Origin of the sequence: Rahnella sp. PAMC25617 (genome assembly GCF_050606005.1) — a bacterium.
Taxonomy (GTDB): Bacteria; Pseudomonadota; Gammaproteobacteria; order Enterobacterales; family Enterobacteriaceae; genus Rahnella; species Rahnella variigena.
Genome location: NZ_JBOCUM010000005.1, coordinates 129717 through 151816, shown reverse-complemented (window position 1 = coordinate 151816; position 22100 = coordinate 129717). Strand labels below are relative to the sequence as shown.

General features: G+C 54.8%; 21 protein-coding genes and 1 pseudogene. 16 read left to right on the top strand and 6 right to left on the bottom strand.

The window, feature by feature from the left end:
- Positions 1 to 25 precede the first annotated feature (25 nt).
- From ACM615_RS05670 to ACM615_RS05645, 6 genes are read left to right on the top strand one after another with little or no spacing between them, the layout of a single operon-like run.
- The gene (locus tag ACM615_RS05670) at positions 26 to 910 is read left to right on the top strand and encodes a dihydrodipicolinate synthase family protein (protein WP_431011594.1); all 885 of its coding nucleotides are present in this window, start codon (positions 26 to 28) and stop codon (positions 908 to 910) included.
- Positions 907 to 1857 carry a nucleoside hydrolase gene (locus ACM615_RS05665; protein WP_279918882.1) on the top strand — a complete coding sequence of 317 codons (951 nt, stop codon included), beginning with the start codon at positions 907 to 909 and terminating at the stop codon, positions 1855 to 1857. The genes ACM615_RS05670 and ACM615_RS05665 overlap by 4 nt, the downstream gene beginning before the upstream one ends.
- A 3-nt stretch (positions 1858 to 1860) precedes the next feature.
- Positions 1861 to 2823: a nucleoside hydrolase gene (locus tag ACM615_RS05660; RefSeq protein WP_431011593.1), complete on the top strand. Its 963-nt coding sequence runs from the start codon at positions 1861 to 1863 to the stop codon at positions 2821 to 2823.
- Positions 2820 to 3794 (top strand): ABC transporter permease, encoded by a 975-nt coding sequence (locus tag ACM615_RS05655; protein WP_112289564.1) that lies wholly within the window; start codon positions 2820 to 2822, stop codon positions 3792 to 3794. The genes ACM615_RS05660 and ACM615_RS05655 overlap by 4 nt, the downstream gene beginning before the upstream one ends.
- Complete coding sequence (locus ACM615_RS05650; RefSeq protein ID WP_431011592.1) at positions 3794 to 4711, top strand: ABC transporter permease; 918 nt, start codon at positions 3794 to 3796, stop codon at positions 4709 to 4711. Before ACM615_RS05655 ends, ACM615_RS05650 begins: the two co-directional genes overlap by 1 nt.
- 2 nt (positions 4712 to 4713) lie before the next feature.
- On the top strand, positions 4714 to 6513 hold the full coding sequence (locus ACM615_RS05645; protein WP_431011624.1) for a dipeptide ABC transporter ATP-binding protein: 1800 nt from the start codon (positions 4714 to 4716) through the stop codon (positions 6511 to 6513).
- On the opposite strand, the gene ACM615_RS05640 is transcribed toward ACM615_RS05645, so the two are convergent.
- Together ACM615_RS05640 and ACM615_RS05635 are read right to left on the bottom strand one after the other, a co-directional pair.
- Complete coding sequence (locus tag ACM615_RS05640; RefSeq protein ID WP_120163320.1) at positions 6508 to 7791, bottom strand: HdeD family acid-resistance protein; 1284 nt, start codon at positions 7789 to 7791, stop codon at positions 6508 to 6510. The genes ACM615_RS05645 and ACM615_RS05640 overlap by 6 nt on opposite strands.
- Before the next feature lie 3 nt (positions 7792 to 7794).
- Positions 7795 to 9021 carry an MASE1 domain-containing protein gene (locus ACM615_RS05635; RefSeq protein WP_431011591.1) on the bottom strand — a complete coding sequence of 409 codons (1227 nt, stop codon included), beginning with the start codon at positions 9019 to 9021 and terminating at the stop codon, positions 7795 to 7797.
- 453 nt (positions 9022 to 9474) lie between these two features.
- On the opposite strand from ACM615_RS05635, the gene ACM615_RS05630 reads away from it, so the two are divergent.
- Both ACM615_RS05630 and metQ read left to right on the top strand, forming a co-directional pair.
- On the top strand, positions 9475 to 10686 hold the full coding sequence (locus ACM615_RS05630; RefSeq protein ID WP_431011590.1) for an MFS transporter: 1212 nt from the start codon (positions 9475 to 9477) through the stop codon (positions 10684 to 10686).
- Between the two features lie 201 nt (positions 10687 to 10887).
- Complete coding sequence (gene metQ, locus ACM615_RS05625; protein ID WP_431011589.1) at positions 10888 to 11700, top strand: methionine ABC transporter substrate-binding lipoprotein MetQ; 813 nt, start codon at positions 10888 to 10890, stop codon at positions 11698 to 11700.
- 71 nt (positions 11701 to 11771) lie between these two features.
- Here metQ and ACM615_RS05620 read toward each other — a convergent pair whose 3' ends face one another.
- Both ACM615_RS05620 and ACM615_RS05615 read right to left on the bottom strand, forming a co-directional pair.
- Positions 11772 to 12134 carry a hypothetical protein gene (locus ACM615_RS05620; protein ID WP_112289572.1) on the bottom strand — a complete coding sequence of 121 codons (363 nt, stop codon included), beginning with the start codon at positions 12132 to 12134 and terminating at the stop codon, positions 11772 to 11774.
- Positions 12135 to 12349: 215 nt separating this feature from the next.
- Positions 12350 to 12529, bottom strand: coding sequence for a DUF2158 domain-containing protein (locus ACM615_RS05615; protein WP_129639564.1), 180 nt, complete (start codon positions 12527 to 12529; stop codon positions 12350 to 12352).
- Between the two features lie 133 nt (positions 12530 to 12662).
- Between ACM615_RS05615 and ACM615_RS05610 the strand changes: the two genes are divergently transcribed.
- Positions 12663 to 13094, top strand: a complete 432-nt coding sequence (locus ACM615_RS05610) for an OsmC family protein (protein ID WP_113876538.1) — start codon at positions 12663 to 12665, stop codon at positions 13092 to 13094.
- Between the two features lie 94 nt (positions 13095 to 13188).
- Here the strand turns inward: ACM615_RS05610 and ACM615_RS05605 are convergent.
- Positions 13189 to 13410 (bottom strand): annotated as a pseudogene (locus ACM615_RS05605) (type II toxin-antitoxin system RelE/ParE family toxin); the annotation flags it as partial.
- A gap of 61 nt (positions 13411 to 13471) precedes the next feature.
- Entirely contained in the window at positions 13472 to 13735 is a 264-nt protein-coding gene (locus ACM615_RS05600) for a type II toxin-antitoxin system ParD family antitoxin (protein ID WP_113876536.1), read from the bottom strand.
- Between the two features lie 266 nt (positions 13736 to 14001).
- Here ACM615_RS05600 and ACM615_RS05595 point away from each other — a divergent pair, with 266 nt between their 5' ends.
- From ACM615_RS05595 to ACM615_RS05565, 7 genes are all read left to right on the top strand, one after another.
- Complete coding sequence (locus ACM615_RS05595; protein ID WP_112289580.1) at positions 14002 to 14910, top strand: LysR substrate-binding domain-containing protein; 909 nt, start codon at positions 14002 to 14004, stop codon at positions 14908 to 14910.
- A 149-nt stretch (positions 14911 to 15059) separates the two neighbouring features.
- Positions 15060 to 16523 carry a gamma-aminobutyraldehyde dehydrogenase gene (locus ACM615_RS05590; protein ID WP_129639562.1) on the top strand — a complete coding sequence of 488 codons (1464 nt, stop codon included), beginning with the start codon at positions 15060 to 15062 and terminating at the stop codon, positions 16521 to 16523.
- Positions 16524 to 16558: 35 nt separating this feature from the next.
- Positions 16559 to 17716, top strand: a complete 1158-nt coding sequence (gene ydcS / locus ACM615_RS05585) for a putative ABC transporter substrate-binding protein YdcS (protein ID WP_113876534.1) — start codon at positions 16559 to 16561, stop codon at positions 17714 to 17716.
- Between the two features lie 171 nt (positions 17717 to 17887).
- The gene (locus tag ACM615_RS05580) at positions 17888 to 18910 is read left to right on the top strand and encodes an ABC transporter ATP-binding protein (protein ID WP_431011588.1); all 1023 of its coding nucleotides are present in this window, start codon (positions 17888 to 17890) and stop codon (positions 18908 to 18910) included.
- Positions 18911 to 18925: 15 nt separating this feature from the next.
- Positions 18926 to 19858, top strand: a complete 933-nt coding sequence (locus tag ACM615_RS05575; protein ID WP_113876645.1) for an ABC transporter permease — start codon at positions 18926 to 18928, stop codon at positions 19856 to 19858.
- The gene (locus ACM615_RS05570) at positions 19848 to 20654 is read left to right on the top strand and encodes an ABC transporter permease (RefSeq protein WP_129639560.1); all 807 of its coding nucleotides are present in this window, start codon (positions 19848 to 19850) and stop codon (positions 20652 to 20654) included. Before ACM615_RS05575 ends, ACM615_RS05570 begins: the two co-directional genes overlap by 11 nt.
- Positions 20655 to 20667: 13 nt before the next feature.
- Entirely contained in the window at positions 20668 to 22086 is a 1419-nt protein-coding gene (locus tag ACM615_RS05565; protein ID WP_129639559.1) for a gamma-aminobutyraldehyde dehydrogenase, read from the top strand.
- Positions 22087 to 22100: the final 14 nt, after the last annotated feature.

Here is a 22100-nt window from a genome sequence, read left to right as displayed (position 1 = left end):
TAGTTTAAGAAAAGAGAGAGAAGCTATGACTTCTTTTAGCGGTGTGTATCCCTATCTGGTTTCGCCTGTCACTGATGGCGGCCAGATAGACAAACCAGTGTTAACAGCGCTGGTCGAACATCTGATTAACAGCGGCGTGCACGGTCTGACGCCGCTCGGCAGTACAGGTGAATTCGCTTATCTCAATGCAGAGCAACGCACGGAGATAGTGAAAACCGTCGTCGAAGCCGCTCGAGGCCGCGTTCCGGTAATCGCCGGAGTTGCAGCCACCACCATCCAGGACGCTGTCGCGCAAACCGCTCGCTACGCCGCTCTGGGTGTCGACGGTATTCTGGCGATACTTGAAGCGTATTTCCCGGTGCCCGAACAGGGCGTCGAGGATTATTTCCGTGCCATCGCGACTGCCGCAGGAAAACTGCCGGTCGTGCTGTACACCAATCCGCAGTTTCAGCGTTCTGATCTCAGCCTGCCGGTGATCGAGCGACTGAGCCACTTAGAAAACATCAACTATATTAAAGACGCCTCGACCAATACCGGCCGGTTGCTGTCGATTATCGAACGCACGCAGGGACGGATGCAGGTATTTGCCGCATCGGCGCATATTCCGGCGTGTGTGATGCTGATTGGCGGCGTGGGCTGGATGGCCGGTCCGGCATGTATTGTGCCAAAGCAAAGTCTGGCACTCTATGAGGCTGCGAAACAAGGCGACTGGAAGAAAGCGATGGAGTTGCAGCGTCCGCTTTGGCGCATCAACGAAATCTTTGCCAAATATTCGATTGCCGGTTGTATCAAAGCTGCGCTGCAATTGCAGGGCTTTGCGGTTGGCGATCCGCTGCCGCCGCAGGTGCCGTTAAACGAGGCGGCACGTCAGGAAATCGCTGAGGTTTTACGTTCCGTGGGGGCGCTGTGAAAACCATTCCGGTTATCATTGATTGCGATCCGGGCATTGATGATGCCATTGCGCTGCTCAGCGCGTTCGTTGCTCCGCAGCTGACTATTCTCGGTATCTGCACGGTGTGCGGCAATCAGCCGCTGGCGAATACCACCCGCAACGCGCTGCAAATCACTGAGCTGGGATACCGGCTGGATATTCCGGTGTTTGCCGGATGTCATCAGCCGATGCTGCGTGCGCCGATCCACGGCCAGTTTCACGGCGAAAACGGCCTTGGCAATACTGCCTTTCCCGCGCCGCAAAAATCCGCTGAATCCCTTCATGCCGTTAACTTTCTGATTAATAGCTGCGAGCAGGCGATTGCCAGCCAGCAACCGCTGACACTGTGCGTACTCGGGCCGCTGACCAATATGGCGACGGCGCTGCGCATGAAACCTGACATCGCCGCCGGTATCGGTCGCGTCGTGATAATGGGCGGCGCATACCGCGAAGCCGGTAACCGCACCATGACGTCAGAATTCAATATGCTGGCCGATCCGCATGCTGCGCATATTGTGTTTTCATCAGGTCTTAATATTACCGCGTTGCCGCTCGACGCAACGCATCAGGTGATCCTGACGCCGGAACATGTGGCGAAATTCATTAAAGTCTCAGGACGGATTTCAGCGCAACTGGGTGAGTTAATGGCGTTCTGGGACCGCAACGACGTGCGCCGTTACGGTTCACGCGGCGGGCCATTGCACGATCCGCTGGTGATTGCTTACGTGCTGGCACCGGAACTGTTCGGCACCGAAAAAGCGCGGGTATTTGTCGAGCACGACAGCGAACTGTGTATGGGTCAAACCGTCGCCGACTGGTATGGAAAGTCGGGAATGACGCCCAACGTTGAGATCGTCACACGTGTAGAAACGAACAAAGTTTTTGCGCTGTTTTACGAGCTGCTTTCACGTTATGCCGGGAAATAATCTATGAGCCAGCGCATCATTATTGACACCGATCCCGGCGTAGATGACGCCATCGCCATCTGGCTTGCACTGGCGTCCCCTGAGCTTAATGTGCTTGGTGTGACCGTGGTCGCGGGCAATGTGGCGCTGAAAAACAGCGTGCGCAACGCCTGCAAGATTGTTGCATTGTCCGGCAATACGCACATACCGGTTTTTGCCGGCGCACCCGGTCCGCTGGTGCGCGAACAGGTTTATGGCAAATATGCGCACATCGGCGCATTTAAAGATGAACTGGTGCCTGACACGGAACTGCAACCGCAGGCTGAACACGCCGTTGATTTTCTGGTGCGGACCTTACGACAGGCCGCGCAAGATAACAGCCCGATCACGGTGTGCGTCATCGGTCCGATGACCAATATCGCGCTGGCGCTGGGGATGCATCCGGACGTCGCGCGCGGCATTAAGCACATCGTCACAATGAGTTGCGCGTTTACTGCGCTCGGGCATCGTGTGCCGTGGGCGGAATTCAACGTGTATGCCGATCCTCATGCCGCCGAAAAAGTGTTTAGCAGCGGCGTACCGCTCGTCATCATGCCTCTGGACATGACCTTCCAGGCGCTGATCAGCAAAGATGATATCGATGCGTTAAAACAGGACGGCGGGTTACCGGGCGAGTCGGTAGCGGCTTTACTCAATGCATTTGACCGCAGTGACCTCAACCGGTTTGGCCGGGAAGGCGGGCCGGTACATGACGCCACCGTCGTCGCATGGCTTTTGCAACCCGGTCTGTTTGAAGGCCAGCCTGCCCGCGTGGGGGTAGAAATCTCGGGTAAAACAGCTGGTTATACTTATGCGGATTTCTGGAACAAACTGTCGACGCCGCCTAACGCCACGGTCATGCAAAAAGTGGATGAATACGGTTTTTTCAGCCTGATGCGCCGCGTTTTTTCACGATACAGCAGCCGTGATGGCGACGCACAGGCATGAGCCGTTATCTGCTGGGGCGCTTCGGACAAACATTACTGACGCTGCTGGTGATGTCGTTGCTGGTTTTCGGCGGTGTGTATCTGGTCGGTAATCCGGTGGATTTACTGCTCAGCACCACCGCGACGCCCGCCGAACGCCTGAATGTGATCCAGTCATTTGGCCTCGATAAACCGGTGTGGGAGCAATATGGCCTGTTCGTGGTCAACGCCTTGCACGGCGATATGGGCAACTCCTTTATCTACAATCAGCCCGCGCTGCACCTGATTTTTCAGCGTATGCCCGCCACGCTCGAGCTGGCGCTGGTAGCCTTTATTCTGGCGCTGGTGATTGGCATTCCGCTCGGCGTGTATGCCGGTTTGCGCCCTGATGGCTGGTTATCGAAGTCGATCATGACCGTTTCAATCTTAGGCTTCAGCCTGCCGACGTTCTGGATTGGCCTGATGATGATCATGCTGTTCAGCGTCAAACTGGGCGTTCTTCCGGCCTCCGGACGCGGCGCGACGGTGGACGTTTTCGGCGTTCCGCTCAGCCTGTTTACCGCCGATGGGCTCGCGCATCTGATCCTGCCCGCCTTCAATCTGGCGTTGTTCAAAATCTCGCTGATCATCCGCCTGACGCGAGCCGGTGTGCTTGAATGCCTGCAACAGGATTTCATCCGTTTTGCCCGCGCCAAGGGCTTATCTGAAAGCCGCATCGTGCTGGTTCACGTCCTGAAAAATACCCTGATCCCGCTGATTACCGTCATCGGCCTTGAACTGGGTTCGCTGATTGCTTTCGCCGTGGTTACCGAAACCATTTACGCCTGGCCGGGCATGGGCAAGCTGATCATTGATTCTATCGCCGTGCTGGATCGTCCGGTGATCCTGGCCTACCTGATGATAACTGTGGTGATGTTCAGCCTGATTAACCTGCTGGTGGATGTGCTGTATGTGCTGGTGGATCCGCGCGTCCGGCTGGGGGGCGAGAACTGATGGCGTCTGATTCCGTTCACTCGCGCAGCACCGTTCAGGGCAAACCGCATTCGGCGTTTTACAACACTGCGCGTGCGCTGCTGCGCAATAAATTCTCATTGTGCGGTCTGATCATTTTAGGCATCGCCATTGTGCTCTCCGTGCTGGCACCGTGGATTTCGCCGCAAAATCCGTATGATTTAGCGCAGCTCGATATCATGGATGGCCGCCTGAAACCGGGCTCCGCCAGCCTGAGCGGGATGATTTACTGGCTGGGCACCGACGATCAGGGGCGCGATTTACTCAGTGCCATTTTGTACGGCACGCGCACCAGCCTGCTGGTCGGCGTTTCCAGCGCGGTGATTGCGCTGACCCTGGGCGCGGCACTGGGACTGATCAGCGCCTACGCCGGTGGCAAAACGGACGCGCTGATCATGCGCATTGTCGATATCCAGCTGAGCTTTCCGCCGATACTGATTGCGCTGATTTTACTGGCGGTGCTCGGGCAGGGTGTCGATAAAATCATTCTGGCGCTGGTGGTCACGCAATGGGCGTATTACGCACGCACCATTCGTGGCTCGGCATTGCTCGAACGTCGCCGCAGCTACGTGGACGCTGCGCGCAGCATGGCGCTTTCCAGTCCGCGCATTCTGTTCCGCCATATTCTGCCCAACTGCCTGCCGCCGCTGATTGTGGTGGCGACCATGCGCATTGCTTACGCCATCATGCTTGAAGCCACGTTGTCGTTTCTTGGCATCGGTCTGCCGGTCACCGAACCGTCGCTCGGCCTGCTGATCGCCAACGGCTTTGATTATCTGATGTCCGGTGATTACTGGATAAGCTTCTTCCCCGGCGTCACGCTGCTGGTGCTGATCGTCGCCATCAACTTAGTCGGTGACGCCCTGCGCGACATCCTCAACCCGCGGAATAAGGATTGATGATGCACAACCCGGTTTTACAGGTCGATAAGCTGAATACCGCGTTTTCCGTGGACGGCGAATGGCTGAATGTGGTGCGGGATCTGTCCTTCTCGATTGGCCCGAAAGAAACGCTGGCGCTGGTGGGTGAATCCGGGTCCGGTAAAAGTGTCACGGCGATGTCCGTCATGCGTTTGCTGGATGAAAAACAGACCCGTTATTCCGGCCGCATCCGGTTTGACGGCCAGGATTTACTGAGCCTGAACCGTGCGCAGATGCAAAGCATTCGCGGTAACCGTATCGGCATGATTTTTCAGGAGCCGATGACCAGCCTGAATCCGGTGCTGAAAATCGGCGTGCAAATTACCGAAGTGTTGAAACGGCATCGCGGCATGGACGATAAAACCGCCCGCGCCGAGGCCGTGCGCCTGCTGGAAAAAGTGCGTATTCCGGCCGCTACCTCGCGGCTGAATGAATATCCGCTGAGCTTTTCCGGCGGTATGCGTCAGCGCGTGGTGATCGCCATCGCGCTGGCCTGTAACCCGCGTTTGCTGATTGCAGATGAACCCACGACCGCGCTGGATGTCACTATTCAGGCGCAAATTCTGGCGCTGATTAAATCGTTGCAGGAAGAAGAGGGCATGTCGGTTCTGTTCATCACGCACGATATGGGCGTGGTGGCGGAAGTGGCAGATCGCACGCTGGTGATGCACCGTGGCGAGGCCGTGGAACAGGCGACCACGCGGGAAATCTTTCATCTGCCCAAACATCCTTACACGCGCGCATTACTTTCTGCGGTGCCGCGACTGGGCGCGATGAAGGGAATAACGTTGCCGAAACGCTTCCCTCTCACTGACATGCAAACCGGCGAACCGCAGCCGGTGGCGGAGTCTGTCGATACGCTGCGCACCGGTCAGCCGGTACTGGAGGTCAAAAATCTGGTGACGCGTTTTGATGTGAAATCCGGCCTGCTGCGCCGGGTTTCTACCCGGGTACATGCGGTGGAAGACCTGTCATTCTGCCTGCAACAGGGCGAAACGCTTTCACTGGTCGGCGAATCCGGCTGCGGGAAATCCACCACCGGACGCACGATTTTACGCCTCACCGAAGCCACCTCCGGTGACGTGCTGATTGCCGGACAAGACATCCGCCGGGCGGACAGCGCACGGCTGGCGGAAATCCGCACCCAGGCGCAGATGATTTTTCAGGATCCGTACGAAAGCCTGAACCCGAGAATGCGTATCGGCCAGGCGATTGCCGAACCGATGATAAGCCTCGGGCTGCATGATGCACAAAGCGCGAAGCATCGCGTGTCGCAACTGCTGGAACAGGTGGGATTGCAAAGCACTATGGCGACGCGATTCCCGCATCAGTTTTCCGGCGGACAGCGGCAGCGCATCTGCATTGCCCGTGCGCTAGCGCTGGAACCGAAAATGATCATCGCCGATGAGGCCGTGTCAGCGCTGGATGTGTCGGTCAAAGCGCAGGTGATCAATCTGATGCTCGATCTTCAGCAGGAACTTGGCCTTTCGTATCTGTTTATCTCACACGATATGGCCGTCGTTGAGCGCATCAGCCACCGTGTGGCGGTCATGTATCTGGGCGAAATTGTGGAAATCGGTTCGCGTGCCGACGTCTTCGATAATCCGCAGCACGCGTATACCCGTAAACTGCTGGCCGCCGTGCCGGTGCCTGATCCGGATGTTCACCGTAAACGCACTGTGGTGCCGGAAGAACTCGCCAGCCCGCTGCGTCCGGCCACCTATGAGCCGCCGGCGCGTCATTACCGCGAAGTCAGTGACGGGCATTTCGTGCAGCTATGATTGCGATTTGTCCAGCTGTCGCCAGCGCCTGAACCACGAATGCCGGACCGGATGCACCAGCGCGTGCAAGGCCCGTGCGTAATCAAGCATCAGACCCGGCGTCCATGCCATGGTGGTGGCACGTTTTCTTAGCTGGGCGGCAATCCACAACTCAGGCATAAAAAATAACTTCAGGAAATGCAGCCAGCCTCCGCGGCTGGAAATAACGCCCTCAAGCGCGGCTTCAAGGCCGTAAGCCACGCTGCTGGAGCAGTTGCGCCAGGTCAGGTTGTAAATCACCAGCTGGCGATAACTATCCCAGAACTGCTGCAACGCCTGCGCGTTAAAATCACTGAACACAATTTTGCGGTCTGAATCACACCAGCCCGCGGCCTCGCTGACATAACTCTTCTGGAAAAGCCCCGGTACGTTGTTTTCCTGAATGGCTTTCAGAGTATTGAAAAACTCGGCGGGGGAACGCTCAATATCGACCGCCGGATAAAGGCTGATGTAAAGATCCGGCGGCATTTCCAGCGCGGCATGGCCGGTAGAAATCACCCCATGCACGTCTACGGCGGCGATATAACGGTTGAATACCGGGCGCGGAACCGGGGAGTTCGCCGCAGAGCCTTCCGGTGTCCAGATATGCACAATCAGCGCACCTTCAGAACGGCTATTCACCGAAACCGGCGGGATGACGGGGATCAGGCCGGGCGGCGCCATCAGGGCGGAAAGCGTGACGCCATCCCGCATTTTAAAGGCGCGGTAGGCCAGAGGAATGCACTGGATCCCCCCGAGGATCATGATCATACCGACAAACTGTGAAATCGTGCCGTGGTGATGGGTGGGATAGGGAAGAAACAAAAACAGGGCAAAAATCAGCTGCGCAACGCCGCTGAAAAACACCTGACGCCAGCGGTCATACCGCACCACCCAGGCCGACGCCATGACAAAAAGACCGGTGATGAAAAAGGCGAAACCAAACAAAATCGCCAGCAGCAGATTACTGCTGTCACGACCTGAAAGGATCAGCACGGCGATAAAGCAAAATATGCCGCCCTTAAAATAGAACACTGACTTCTTCGCCCCGGCGGCACCTCCGGCCAGAAAGAGCGTCACCAGACTTTCTGCCAGCAGGATCAGACCGAAGACATGAAAAGGAAAGTAGCGCATTCCTTCCAGACCATCCATAAAAACAGTCACGCCCAGTCCGCCCCATAACACGCCAATGATGGCCAGAACCGGCGCGGATTTACGCACAAAATTGGCACCCATCAACAACAGCGCAAGTTGCAGCATCGTTTACGCCTCCCTGACCGTGCGGGTGAATGCCCGGTTGGGCAATTCTTCTGACCAGGAGCCAATAATCACCACACCTTCCGGTTGCGGCAGGCCGGTCAGTTTCGTTTCCTGAAGCTGTATTTTTATTGCCGGTGAGAGCCGGAGCAGGAAAGAGAACGTGTCTGTTACGCTGCCGCCGTGGCTGATCGTTTCCCAGCGGGCGCGCATTCGTTTTTGATCGTCAGGTGAAAGCAGGGCCAGAAGCTGATCCACATGATGGATCTTCAGAAGATGTTGCGTAAGCGATGTTGATGAAGTCTGGTCCCAGGTGAGACGGCCGCTGTGCGGGATCAGATAATATGAGGACACCATGCCCGGCACATGCCGCTTAAGCACGTACACAAAATTCAGCAGCAGGGCCGTACCTGAGAGATAGCACTGCGCCAGCAACAGCGGTTCTCCCGTTCGTAAGCCCGGAATAAACAGCGGACCAAGACGGTGCCAGGAGCAATAGATGACAATCACACAAAAGGTGAGAAAGGAGAGCGCACCGGGCCGGTTACCACTGACAACCGGGATGGCAATCATAATCATGACCGGGATGCAGGCCAGGATAAAATGTAGCGCTTCGCTGCGGGCATCACCAAAAGGCTGACTGAAAACCCAGGCAGCGCTGAGACATAACGCTATCCATAATCCGCCGCCAGTCAGGCATTTACGCAGAACAAAGGGTTCCGCCTTCCAGAATAAGCCCATGATAATGGTGGTCAGTAAAATGGTGCCGACCACATTCGCTGACCACCAGATCCACAGCGTCTGAACAAAATTGATATTGTGACGAAACAGCACCCATCCCGCACCAGCAGCGGCGGCGAAGGCGCTGATTACCACAGTGGCGCACAGCCAGATCACCACGTTATACAGCATGTCATCCGGGCGCCTGAAGCGCCGCACAAACCAGGCGACGGCGAAATCATTCCCGAGTGAAATCACCGAATGCACCAGCGAAGTCTCAAGCGAGTGCCGCATCGTGACATCCAGAATCGTACGCACGATTAACAGCCCAACAAACAGAGGCGGCCAGAACCGGCGCGGTGTTAGCAGAAACGCGGCAACGGCCAGGCCGGCAGGAAACCAGACAAACGAAACCCGGCTCGCGGGATCATCCAGAAACAGAGAGATGTACCCGAGGGAAAAATAGAGCAGGCACCAAACCAGCAGTTGCAGACAGAATTTAGCAGGAGACACAGTGACCTCGGGGCAGATTCCACGCGTTGAGTTGTAGCTAAAGCGTAGAACAAATGGATCCTGCTGAGAGGATTTTAGAATACTGGGATCCTGTTACACGAATTAGTTACAACATACTTATATGTGGAGGAATTTTCTGATCGGCGTTATCTGTATGTGCCTTTTTCGTTTGAGACTCCGCACGCCTCTGCAGCCCGCATCGCAGGCGGGGACTGGCTTATCTGCATGGCGGATAAGAAATACCCTAACAGTCATTATGAAAATGCCTTGACCCTGTGATAGTGATCACGTTTATTACGTTCTAATTACAAAACAACATACCCGAAATAATTCGAATTGCAGGAAGGCGGCAAGCGAGTGAATCCCGATGAGCTTACTAAAGTAAGTGATTCGGGTGAGCAAGTGCAGCCAACGCATCTGCAATTCGAAGAATGAAGGGGATAAGGATAATAAATGACTGAGTGCTCATCGCTGGACACCCGGCCAGAAACCTCTGCTTTCCGCCGCTGGCTGGCGGTATTCTCACTGGCCTGCGGCACATTCGCGCTGGTTAATACCGAATTTCTGCCGATCGGATTACTTTCGCCGATCGCGCAATCTCTGGGTGTCACTGAAGGTCATGCCGGGCTGGCGGTGATGCTGCCTGGTTTAGTGGCGGCAATTTCTGCGCCGCTTATCATGCTGTTTGCCCGCAAAATGGACCGTCGCAACTTGCTGTTGCTGCTTTCCGCGACGGTCATTGTGGCTAACGGTATTGCCGTGATGGCGAACTCATTCAACATTTTGCTGATCGGACGCATTATTCTGGGCGTCGGCGTGGGGGGCTTCTGGTCGTTTGCTATTCCCTCCGGGCGGCGGCTGGTGTCCGAAGAGCAGGGCGCACGCGCTATTTCGCTGATCACCGCAGGCGTGGCAGTCGGCACGGTTGCGGGCGTTCCGGCGGGCGCGTTTATCGGCGATCTGTTTGGCTGGCGCATGGCATTTACCCTCAATGCCGTGCTGGCGCTGGTCTTCTTCGTATTGCAATGGCTGGCGCTGCCGTCGTTGCCCGCGCAGCAATCTATCGGCCTGCGCGCGATGCTGGGCGTCACTAAAGTCGCGGGGATCCGTTACGCGCTTATCATCGGCATCTTCATGGCGGGCGGTCATTTTGCGGCCTATACCTACCTCGAACCCTGGCTGCGGTTCAATCTGCATCTTTCCGCCAGTGATATCTCGTTGTTGCTGATGGGCTACGGTGTTGCCGGGCTGGTGGGTACGCTGACGACTGAAATCAGTGTTCGCGAGTTCGGTGTAAAGAGAGCGTTTATGCTCAATATGCTGCTGCTGAGTGTTTCTGTGCTGGTGTTGTCGCTGTTCCAGGTGCCGTTAGCGCTGGCCTGTGCGCTGGTCATCTTGTGGGGATTAGCGTTTGGCGCGCTGCCGGTGTGCCTGAATATCTGGACGTATCAGGCGTCGCCTGCGCTTTTCGAAACCGGTTCGGCGCTGCTGGTATGTGTCTTCCAGACCTCGCTGGCGCTTGGCGCGTTGTCTGGCGGGATCCTCGCAGACAATTCGGGCGTGAGCAGCGCCTTCCTGCTTGGCGGTGTGCTGACATTGCTGGCGGGAATCACGATCTTCCTCTCCCGTCCGCAGCCTGTGACGTTGCACGGTGCTTCAGAATGATCGGATAACGATCAGGAAATCTTTCCACATTTGAAATTTCTGCCCTTTCAAAGCCCGTATATTGCGGGCTTTGTTTATTTCTGGCGGGTTTGCATTAGGTTATTTCTTTTTCGTATTTGCCGCGCGGGAAGCGATTTGAAACACTGTCGGCTTAACAGTCTGTTTCAACTTGAAAATTTATTCACGGAAAGAGTAAACCTTATGCGCACAATATTAAAATTATCTGTTCTGGCCTTATCTCTGGCGGGCGTTCTGGCGCTGACTGCCTGTGATCAACAATCTAATGAGAATCACATCAAGGTCGGGATCAGTGCCGGTATCGATCAGCAGATGTGGGAAACCATCAAAAAAACGGCCAAAGACAAATACAATCTGGATGTCGAAGTGGTGACATTCACCGATTTCGTATTGCCTAATTCCGCGCTAAGCAGCGGCGATATCGACGTTAACTCCTTCCAGCATCGCCCTTATCTGGATAAACAAATCAAAGAGCGTGGCTATAAGCTGGTGGAAGTGGGTAAAACGTTCGTTTATCCGATTGCCGGTTACTCGCGCAAAATTAAATCCATCGACCAGTTGAGTGATAACGCGCAGGTGGCTGTGCCTAACGATCCGACGAACCTTGGCCGCTCATTGTTACTGCTGCAAAAAGTCGGGTTGATCAAACTGAAAGAGGGCACAGGTTTACTGCCGACGTCGCTGGATATTATCGAGAATCCAAAACATCTGAAGATTGTTGAGATCGAAGCGCCTCAGCTGACCCGCGCTATTGACGATGACAAAATCGAGCTGGCGATCATCAATACCACCTATTCAGGCCAGGTCGGACTTACGCCGGGTAAAAACGGGCTCTTTGTGGAAGATAAAGATTCACCTTACGTGAATATCATTGTGGCGCGTGAAGATAACAAAGACAGTCAGGCGGTGAAAGAACTGGTGGAAGCCTATCAGACTGACGCCACTGTCAAAGCGGCAGATGCTATTTATCACGGCGATGCGGTGAAAGGCTGGTAATGGCTATCTGGTAAGGCGGGAATCATTGAATCCTGAGATTGTGGAATCTCAGGATTCAATGTTGGAATCTTTTAGATATCGTTGAGCATCTGAGAACGCTGATTCATGTTATTGAACACGGCGCTTTTAACACGGGCACAGATAAGGGTTTGCTTGTCTTTTAATTCGAGAGCAAACATTTCTTTAGAGTCTTTGTTGATCAGCGAAGCATTAGTTTTATAAACGGCATACGCCTCATTGAGCTGATTAAATTGCTGCTTGTAGACATTGAAAGCATTTTTATCCAGCGTCTGAAGTGCTTTGAACTCAGTGTAGCAACGGGAGTTAAGTGCAGACTGATCCTGCTCGGCGTTTTTAACTGTTTGTTGTTGCGCACATCCGCTTAAAAATGCGGCAGCGACAACGACAGACATCCACGCAAAATGCTTATTCATTATGGCCGGTTCCTTCATCCGATAATTCTCAGTAATTTCCGACTACTATATTCAGAATCTTACATAATTGGAAATTATGATTATGGCTAATCAATACATTCATACGCATGATTCCGGCCATCCCCGAGGAAGGACTATTCCAGCCTGAGTTTCAGCCATTCACAGGCAGTCAAAAAGGCCGCCAGTGGCAGCCAAAGGCAGGAAGCAAAACGGGATCAGCAAACGCCGAAATCGCCTTCTTCGTGATACAGGCTCACGGTATCCGCTTTCACTTCAATTTCCGTTGCGCCGAAGTCGTCCTGACGCGTACACCACAGGGTGTCGCCTTCAACACGCTGTACGACCAGTTTCGGGCCGCCGGTTTTGGACTGAACGATATCTTGGGGTTCAAACATATTTTTTCCTCTGTTTTCAATGACGTTGTAATGATGGAAAAACGTGCCCGCAGGCCGCATAGCCGCGCCATCCTCGCGAAACACGGATCTGAAGCTATACTTAAAGTGAATGTAATACAAACAGGAGGAAAACATGACCATTCATAAGAAAGGGCAAGCGCATTGGGAAGGTGACATTAAACACGGTAAAGGTCACATCTCTTCTGAGAGCGGCGCGCTGAAGGACCAGCCTTATGGTTTCAACACCCGTTTTGAAGGAAAACCCGGTACCAACCCGGAAGAATTAATAGCAGCAGCGCATTCTGCCTGCTTCTCAATGGCACTTTCGCTGATGCTAGGCGAAGCAGGGCACACGCCAGAAAGCATTGATACTGTCGCAGATGTTTCACTGGATAAAGTGGATGGCGGCTTTGCGATCACTAAAATCGCGCTCGACAGCAAAGTGAAATTGCCGGGTATCGATAAAGACACATTCGACGAAATCATCAAAAAAGCTAAAGCCGGTTGCCCGGTTTCTAAAGTACTGAACGCGGAAATCACGCTGACGTATCAGCTAGAAAATTGATGAAAGACTGAAGTTTTGAATCTGAAAGCCACGCGAAGTTTGCGTGGTTTTTTTTGCTTCTGGTAACACTCAGGAATCATATGACGGGATGAAATTAGTGCCAGAGCAGATGCCGGGGCACATCCTGGGACTGATTGAGGATACGGATAACTATAATCACCAGCTCTGACACGAGAAAGAAAACTACGTGCTTTTCAACGGGAAGTGAATATAGAGAGTCTCCTAACTCCGGCCTTTTGATTCCTACTTCATATGTGGCAATTAACTCAAAAATATCAGAAATTCGTCCGATATATTCGTCGGCCTTAAGAAGGCCAAACTGTTCCTGGCTATAGAATCAGAGGTTTTCCAGGTCCTCAGTCGCTCTGGGCGTTAAATTAATCTCTTTCCGTTTGATCATTTTTTCCTTTCACTCGTTGCAGGAACGAATCCTTATCCCATCCTTGTGGCGTTCCGCTATTGATACCTTCAGCCAGCAGGGCACGTAGCGTGTGCAAGTGAGATTCGGCCTGCTTTTCACGCAGAAGTCGCAATGCGTCGCGCAGTACTTCACTTTGAGTTCTGTAATCTCCAGATTGCACAAGAGAATCAATGAACTCGCGCAGTTCATCACCCAAATCAACCGTCATTGTTCTGGCCATTATCACCTCATGTAAGATTTAATCTTACAACGAGTATAGTTTATCCATTATTGCTTACCAGCGGATATTTTCACTTTCTGCGCTGGCTTCACAATATAGTGTTTTTCGTTAAACCTTCGAGCCTTCCTTTCCCATTCTCCGGTACGCCTCGCAAAACGCCTGTCCCCGGTTTGACAAAAATCCCCTCTCTGCCATTACTTGATCATTCCCAAAAACCGAATGCTGCCGCACAGGATTCGGTTTTTTAATGCGATGAGAGAGCCGTTATGCTGACACTGCGCCAGATCCGCCATTTTATTGCCGTTGCAGAAACCGGATCGATATCCGCTGCCGCACAGGCCTCTTTTGTTTCACAGTCCTCGCTGACACAGGCGATTCAGCAACTTGAGACGGAAACCGAGGCGCGGCTGTTTGACCGCCATGCCAAAGGGATGACGCTGACCCATCAGGGGCATCAGTTTTTACGCCAGTCATATCTTATTCTGGCCACCGTTGATAACGCCAAACGCAGCCTGCAAATGGGTACCGAAAATGTCACCGGTCAGCTGACGCTGGGCGTGACCAGCCTGGTGGCCGGATACTTTCTGGTGGATTTACTCAAACAATTCAACGCCTATTACCCGAATGTCGATGTCAAAGTGGTCGAGGATGAACGCCAGTATATCGAGCACCTGCTGGTCAGCGGCGAGATCGACATCGGTGTGCTGATCCTCTCAAATCTGGAAGATCGTGACGCGCTGCAAACCGAGGTTCTGACCCATTCTTCTTACCGTCTGTGGCTGCCGCCGTTGCATCCGCTGCTGGAGCGGGAAAGTATTTCTCTGGCGGATATTGCCAATGAACCGCTGATCCAGCTCAACGTGGATGAGATGGAAAAACACGCGCAGCGGCTGTGGGCGCGGGCCGGACTCAAGCCCAATATTGCGATGAAAACCGCGTCGACCGAGGCGGTGCGCAGTCTGGTGGCTGCCGGGTTGGGCGTATCAGTACAGCCGGACATGGCTTACCGGGCCTGGTCACTGGAAGGGAATATGATCGAGGCCAGCAAGCTTGAGGATTCCATCGAACCGCTGGACATCGGACTGGCATGGCGTCGCGGCAGTGCGCGGCCTGAACTGGTGACGCCGTTTCTGACGATCGCCCGCGAAAACAGCGCCAAAAGAAAACCGTCATAACCGGAGCATTCGTTTTTTCCGAACGCAGCCTTCAGTAATTGCTATTTGTTGCCCTCAGAGAAATTACCTAATGTGAATTAGCAGTTTTGTTACTAGCTAATAACATTTTTGTTAATTCCCTATGACTGACTTCTCTGAGGGGCAGTACGATGTCGGATGCAGAATTTGTTGCCAGTTTCTCTGATAAACACGCGATCAACGGCGACCTTCTGCATGGCGAGGGCGCAACGCAGAGTATTTTTAATCCTGCGACTGGCGACATCATTGCAGAAGTGGCGGAAACGTCACTGGCGCAGGTCGATATGGCCGTTAACGCCGCCAGTCAGGCATTTGCCCGCTGGTCACGTACCACGCCTGCCGAACGCGCCACTCTCCTTTTACGCATTGCCGATGCTATCGAAAAGCAGGCGCCGCAGCTGGCGCGTCTTGAAGCCTTAAACTGCGGCAAACCGCTGCATCAGGCGCTGAATGACGATCTGCCAGCCGCCGTGGATGTCTTCCGTTTTTTCGCCGGTGCTGTCCGGTGTCAGCAGGGGCAATTGGCCGGAGAATACCTGCCCGGTCATACCTCCATGGTGCGCCGTGACCCGCTTGGCGTTGTCGCTTCTATCGCCCCGTGGAATTATCCGCTGATGATGTCAGCGTGGAAAATCGCACCGGCGCTGGCCGCCGGAAACACCGTCGTTTTCAAGCCTTCCGAACATACTCCCCTGACCATTCTTGCCTTACTGCCTGCTTTGCAGGACATCCTGCCGCCGGGCGTGCTCAACGTGATCACCGGCAGCGGAGAAAGCGTCGGCAACGCACTGGTCAGCCATTCTCACGTTCGTTTGATCTCCCTGACCGGCGATATCGTCACCGGTCAGAGGATTTTGCAGGCGGCGGTCAAAACCGTAAAACGCACCCATCTTGAGCTGGGCGGTAAAGCGCCGGTAATTGTGTGTAATGACGCGGATATTGACGATGTGGTCCACGCCGTCAGCACCTGGGGCTACTACAACGCCGGACAGGATTGCACCTCCGCCTGCCGCGTTTATGCGCAGGCCGGGATCTACGAACGTCTGGTGGAAAAACTGGGCGACGCCATTGCTCAGTTGCCGTTCGCCAAAAAGAATGACAGCGAAAACTTTATGGGACCGCTCATCAGTGCCAGACAGCGTGACCGCGTATCCAGCTTTGTCGAGCGGGCGCTGAGTCAGCCGCATATCGAGCGGATTACCGGCGCGGCATCCCATTCCGGTTCCGGTTTTTATTACCAGCCGACGCTGCTGGCGGGCTGTCTGCAAAGTGATGAAATCGTCCAGCGCGAAGTGTTCGGGCCGGTGGTCAGCGTGACGCGTTTTGACTCGCTTGAGCAGGTCGTCAGCTGGGCCAACGAATCTGAATACGGACTGGCTTCCTCAGTCTGGACACAAAATATCGACCTCGCCATGCAGATTTCCTCGCATCTGCAATATGGCACCACGTGGATTAACACCCACTTTTCCCTGGTCAGTGAAATGCCGCACGGCGGACTGAAACGCTCCGGCTACGGCAACGATCTTTCCAGTTATTCCTTACAGGACTACAGCGTAGTCAGACACATCATGGCGAAGTTCAAACCTCAATTCTAAAAACAACATTTACGACGACAGGACAGGAGTAAGCGATGAATAAGAACAAAGGTGTTTACGCTTTATCTGCTATTTGTTTGGGCCTGCTGAGTTTCTTAAATAGCGCGCTGGCCGCCGACGCACCCACCAGTATTGGCAAAGGCGAAGGCCAGTTAAATATTGTTGCGTGGCCGGGGTATATCGAGCGCGGCGAAAGTGACAAAAACTATGACTGGGTGACGCAGTTCGAAAAACAAACCAGCTGCAAAGTGAATGTGAAAACCGCGGCGACGTCCGATGAAATGGTCAGCCTGATGGCGAAGGGCGGCTATGACCTGGTGACGGCGTCCGGCGACGCATCGCTGCGTCTGATTTACGGTAAACGCGTGCAGCCGATCAACCCTGCGCTGATCCCTAACTGGAAAAACGTCGATCCGCGCCTGACCAAAGGCGCATGGTTTAACGTTGGCGGCAAAGTTTACGGCACGCCATACCAGTGGGGGCCGAACCTGCTGATGTACAACACCAAAACATTCCCGACACCGCCGGACAGCTGGGCGGTGATTTTTGTCCCGCAAAATCTGCCAGATGGCAAACCGAATCAGGGACGCGTTCAGGCCTATGACGGTCCGATCGCCATTGCCGATGCCGCCCTGTACCTGAAAAGTACCCAGCCAGATCTCAAAATTGAAGACCCGTATCAGCTCAATGAAACCCAGTATCAGGCCGTGCTGAAACTGCTGCGCGCCCAGCATCCGCTGATCCACCGTTACTGGCACGACGCCTCCGTGCAGATGAGCGATTTCAAAAACGAAGGTGTGGTCGCCAGTTCCTCATGGCCGTATCAGGCCAACTCACTGAAAGGCGAGAAGCAGCCGATTGCCACCGTGTTTCCGAAAGAAGGCGTTACCGGCTGGGCGGATACCACCATGCTGGCGGCGGATTCCGAACATCCGAACTGCGCCTATCAGTGGATGAACTGGTCGCTTGAACCGAAAGTGCAGGGCGACGTCGCCGCCTGGTTTGGTTCTGTGCCTGCGGTTCCGGCGGGTTGTAAAGCCAGCCCGTTGTTAGGCGCAGAAGGCTGTCAGACCAACGGCTTCGATAAATTCGCGTCGATTTCATTCTGGAAAACGCCACAGTCCGAAGGCGGCAAGTTCGTTCCATACAGTAAATGGACACAGGACTATATCGCCATTATGGGCGGCCGTTAATACGCGGCATCCTTTGCGCCGCAGATGCGTTGGCTGCACTCTCTCACCCGAATCACTGACCTGTGTCAGCTCATCGGGATTCGTGAGTTTGCCGCCTTCCTGCGACTCAAATGATTTTTGCGTATTCCAGTGGAATTGGTTTTTTCAAAAATGAAACCCCGGGAGCTAACTATGCCCGCCGTACAATTTATTAATGTTTCCCGAATATTCGGGGAAACCAAAGCCGTCGATAATGTGTCGATCGATATTCAGGACGGCGAATTCTTTTCCATGCTTGGGCCTTCGGGTTCGGGTAAAACCACCTGCCTGCGCCTGATTGCCGGGTTTGAAACGCTGTCATCCGGTTCCATCCGCATTCATGGCAAAGAGGCCACAAAACTCGCGCCTTATGAGCGGGATGTGAATACCGTCTTTCAGGATTACGCGCTGTTTCCGCACATGACCGTGCTGGAGAACGTTGCGTATGGCCTGATGGTGAAAGGCGTGGGCAAAAAAGAACGCAATATCCGCGCGATGGAAGCGCTGGAACGGGTGGCGCTCGGTTTTACTGCGGCGCGCAAACCGGCGTTTTTGTCGGGCGGTCAGCGTCAGCGCGTGGCTCTGGCGCGTGCGCTGGTCAATCAGCCCAGCGTTCTGCTGCTCGATGAACCGCTCGGCGCGCTCGATCTCAAACTGCGAGAGCAGATGCAGGGCGAGCTGAAAAAACTGCAACGCGAACTGGGCATTACCTTCATTTTCGTCACGCATGATCAGAGTGAAGCGCTGTCGATGTCAGACCGCGTGGCGGTGTTTAACAACGGGCGCATCGAGCAGGTGGATTCACCGCGCGAGCTGTATCTCAGTCCGCGTACGGCGTTTGTTGCGCAGTTTGTCGGTACCGCCAATGTGCTCAACTCCGATCTCTCCCTCAGGCTCACCGGCCTTGCCGGCAGCCGTTCGATTCGTCCGGAACATATCCGCCTGACGCCGCAACCGCAAGCCGACAGCAATATCGTGCAGGTCAGCGCCATCCTGAAAGATATCCATTTTCAGGGGGCGGCGACGCGCTACGAACTGGCGCTGGATGGCGGTGAGCGGCTGTTTGTCAGTGAACCGAATAATCTGGCGGCCAGCCTGCAAACCCACTTCCAGACCGGGCAACCGGTGGTGGCGTGCTGGAACCGGGACGCCATGGTGGCGCTGCTTGAGGGTTAAACGATGGATATCAGTATGACTCCTTACGAGAAGCGGGCGCGGCGTGGCCGGGCGCTGATCACTTTCCTGCATCATCGCCCCGGATTTTATCTGGCGCTGCTGCTGGTTCCGCCGCTGTTGTGGTTCGGTGCCATCTATTTAGGTTCGTTGTTTGCGCTGCTGTGGCAGGGTTTGTATACCTTCGACGATTTCACCATGACGGTGTCTTCGACGCTGACCACGGCGAATCTGCGCGCGCTGTTTGATCCGGTTAACGCCGACATCATTATCCGCACGGTGAGCATGGCGCTGCTGGTGTCGTTTTTCAGCGCGGTGCTGGCGTTTCCGATTGCTTATTACATGGCGCGCTACATTACGGGCAAGAAAAAAGCTTTCTTCTATGTCGCGATCATGTTGCCAATGTGGGCGAGTTACATCGTCAAAGCCTATGCGTGGACGCTGCTGCTTTCCAAAGGTGGCGTACTGCAATGGTTCCTAGAACATCTCGGGCTGGAACCGCTGCTGACCGCGATGCTGAGTCTGCCGGGTATCGGCGGCAATACGCTGTCAACGTCGGGGATCGGGCGCTTCTGGGTGTTCGTGTACATCTGGCTGCCGTTTATGATTTTGCCGATCCAGGCAGCGCTTGAACGTCTCCCGCCGTCCCTGATCCAGGCATCCGAAGATCTGGGCGCGAAACCCTGGCAGACGTTGCGCTATGTCATCTTCCCGCTGGCGGTGCCGGGTATTGCCGCGGGTTCGATTTTCACCTTCTCCCTGACGCTCGGCGATTACATCATCCCGCAACTGGTGGGGCCGCCGGGGTATTACATCGGCAATATGGTGTATTCCCAGCAGGGGTCGATTGGCAATATGCCGATGGCGGCGGCGTTCACGCTGGTGCCGATTGTGCTGATTGCTGTTTATCTGTCGATGGTTAAACGACTGGGAGCTTTCGATGCACTCTAAACGCGCACCCTGGTTACTCAAACTGTCCGCATGGGGCGGGCTGGTTTTCCTGCATTTCCCGCTGCTGATCATCGCGGTTTACGCCTTTAACACCGAAGACGCAGCCTTCAGTTTTCCGCCAAAAGGTTTCACGCTGCACTGGTTCGCGGTGGCGGCGGGGAGACATGACATTCTCGACGCCGTCTGGCTCTCGGTGCAAATCGCCTGTTACGCCACGGTGATTGCGATGGTGCTGGGCACGCTGGCAGCAGCGGCGCTGTACCGGCGCAATTTCTACGGCAAAAACAGTATCACCTTGCTGTTCATGCTGCCGATTGCCTTGCCGGGGATCATCACCGGGCTGGCACTGCTCAACGCGTTTCACGCCGCACAAATCGAACCGGGCATGCTGACCATCGTTATCGGTCATGCCACGTTCTGCATGGTGATTATTTATAACAACGTCATCGCCCGTTTCCGTCGCATCACCCACAGCCTGATTGAGGCATCGATGGATTTAGGCGCCGACGGCTGGCAGACCTTCCGCTACATCATTTTACCCAACCTGAGCACCGCGCTGCTGGCGGGCGGAATGCTGGCGTTTGCGCTGTCTTTCGATGAAATCATCGTCACTACCTTCACCGCCGGACACGAGCGCACGCTGCCTATCTGGCTGCTCAATCAGCTGGGACGTCCGCGCGAAGTGCCGGTCACCAATGTGGTGGCGCTGTGCCTGATGGTACTGACCATGATCCCGATTTTGGGCGCATGGTATCTGACAAGAAACGGGTCTGATGTGGCCGGTGACGGCAAATAATAAGGAAAAAATAATGCAAACAAACATGCTGATTAATGGTGAGCTGGTTGCCGGAGAAGGGACATCGTTGCCGGTTTACAACCCGCATAACGGGCAGGAAATAGTGCGACTGGCGCAGGCCAGCGAGCAGCAGACCAAACAGGCTGTCGATCTGGCGCACAAAGCTTTTACCGAATGGGGGCAAACCACGCCGAAAACCCGTGCTGAGTTGTTACTGGCGCTGGCCGATCGCATTGAAGAAAATGCTGAAGCCCTCGCGAAACTCGAATCGCTGAACTGCGGCAAACCTTTTCATCTGGCGCTGGGCGATGAGATCCCTGCGGTAGCTGATGTGTTTCGTTACTTTGCCGGTGCCAGCCGTTGCCTGAACGGACTGGCCAGCGGCGAGTATCTGACCGGTCATACTTCCATGATCCGCCGTGATCCGCTGGGAGTTATTGCCTCTATCGCGCCGTGGAATTATCCGCTGATGATGGCTGCCTGGAAAATTGCTCCGGCGCTGGCGGCGGGCAACTGTGTGGTGATCAAACCTTCTGAAATCACGCCGCTGACGGCGCTGAAGCTGGGAGAACTGGCGCAGGATTTGTTCCCGGCGGGTGTGCTGAATGTGTTGTTTGGCGACGGTCAGAGGGTGGGTAACGCGCTGACGCATCACGATAAAGTGCGGATGATTTCCCTGACCGGCTCGGTCGCAACCGGCGAGCAAATTGTTGCGCAGGCCACCAGCGGCATCAAACGCACGCATATGGAACTCGGTGGCAAAGCGCCGGTGATCGTGTTTGATGACGCGGATATCGATCAGGTGGTGGAAGGCGTGCGCACGTTCGGTTTCTACAACGCCGGACAAGACTGCACCGCGGCCTGTCGACTCTATGTGCAAAAAGGGGTTTATTCGCGGCTGGTCAACGCGCTGGGCGAAGCGGTTTCTACGATCAAACTTGGGACAGATGAAAGCGCAGAAATGGGGCCGCTGGTATCGGCTGCGCATTTAGAACGGGTGGAAGGTTTCGTGCAACGCGCAAAACAGCAGGCGCATATTCAGGTTGTCACCGGCGGCGAACGCGTGCGCGGCGAAGGCTATTATTTCCAGCCTACCGTGCTGGCGGGAGCGCGTCAGGAAGATGAAATCGTGCAGCGAGAAGTGTTCGGGCCGGTGGTCAGCATCACCGAATTCGACACCGAAGAGCAGGTTCTCGACTGGGCAAATGAATCGAATTACGGGCTGGCTTCGTCGGTCTGGACGCAAAACATCGGTCGCGCCCATCGCCTCAGCGCCCGTCTGCAATACGGTTGTACCTGGGTGAATACGCATTTCATGCTGGTCAGCGAAATGCCGCACGGCGGACAAAAGCAATCCGGCTACGGCAAAGATATGTCGATGTACGGACTGGAAGATTACACGGCAATCCGGCATGTGATGATAAAACACTAGCATCCGGCTTCGGC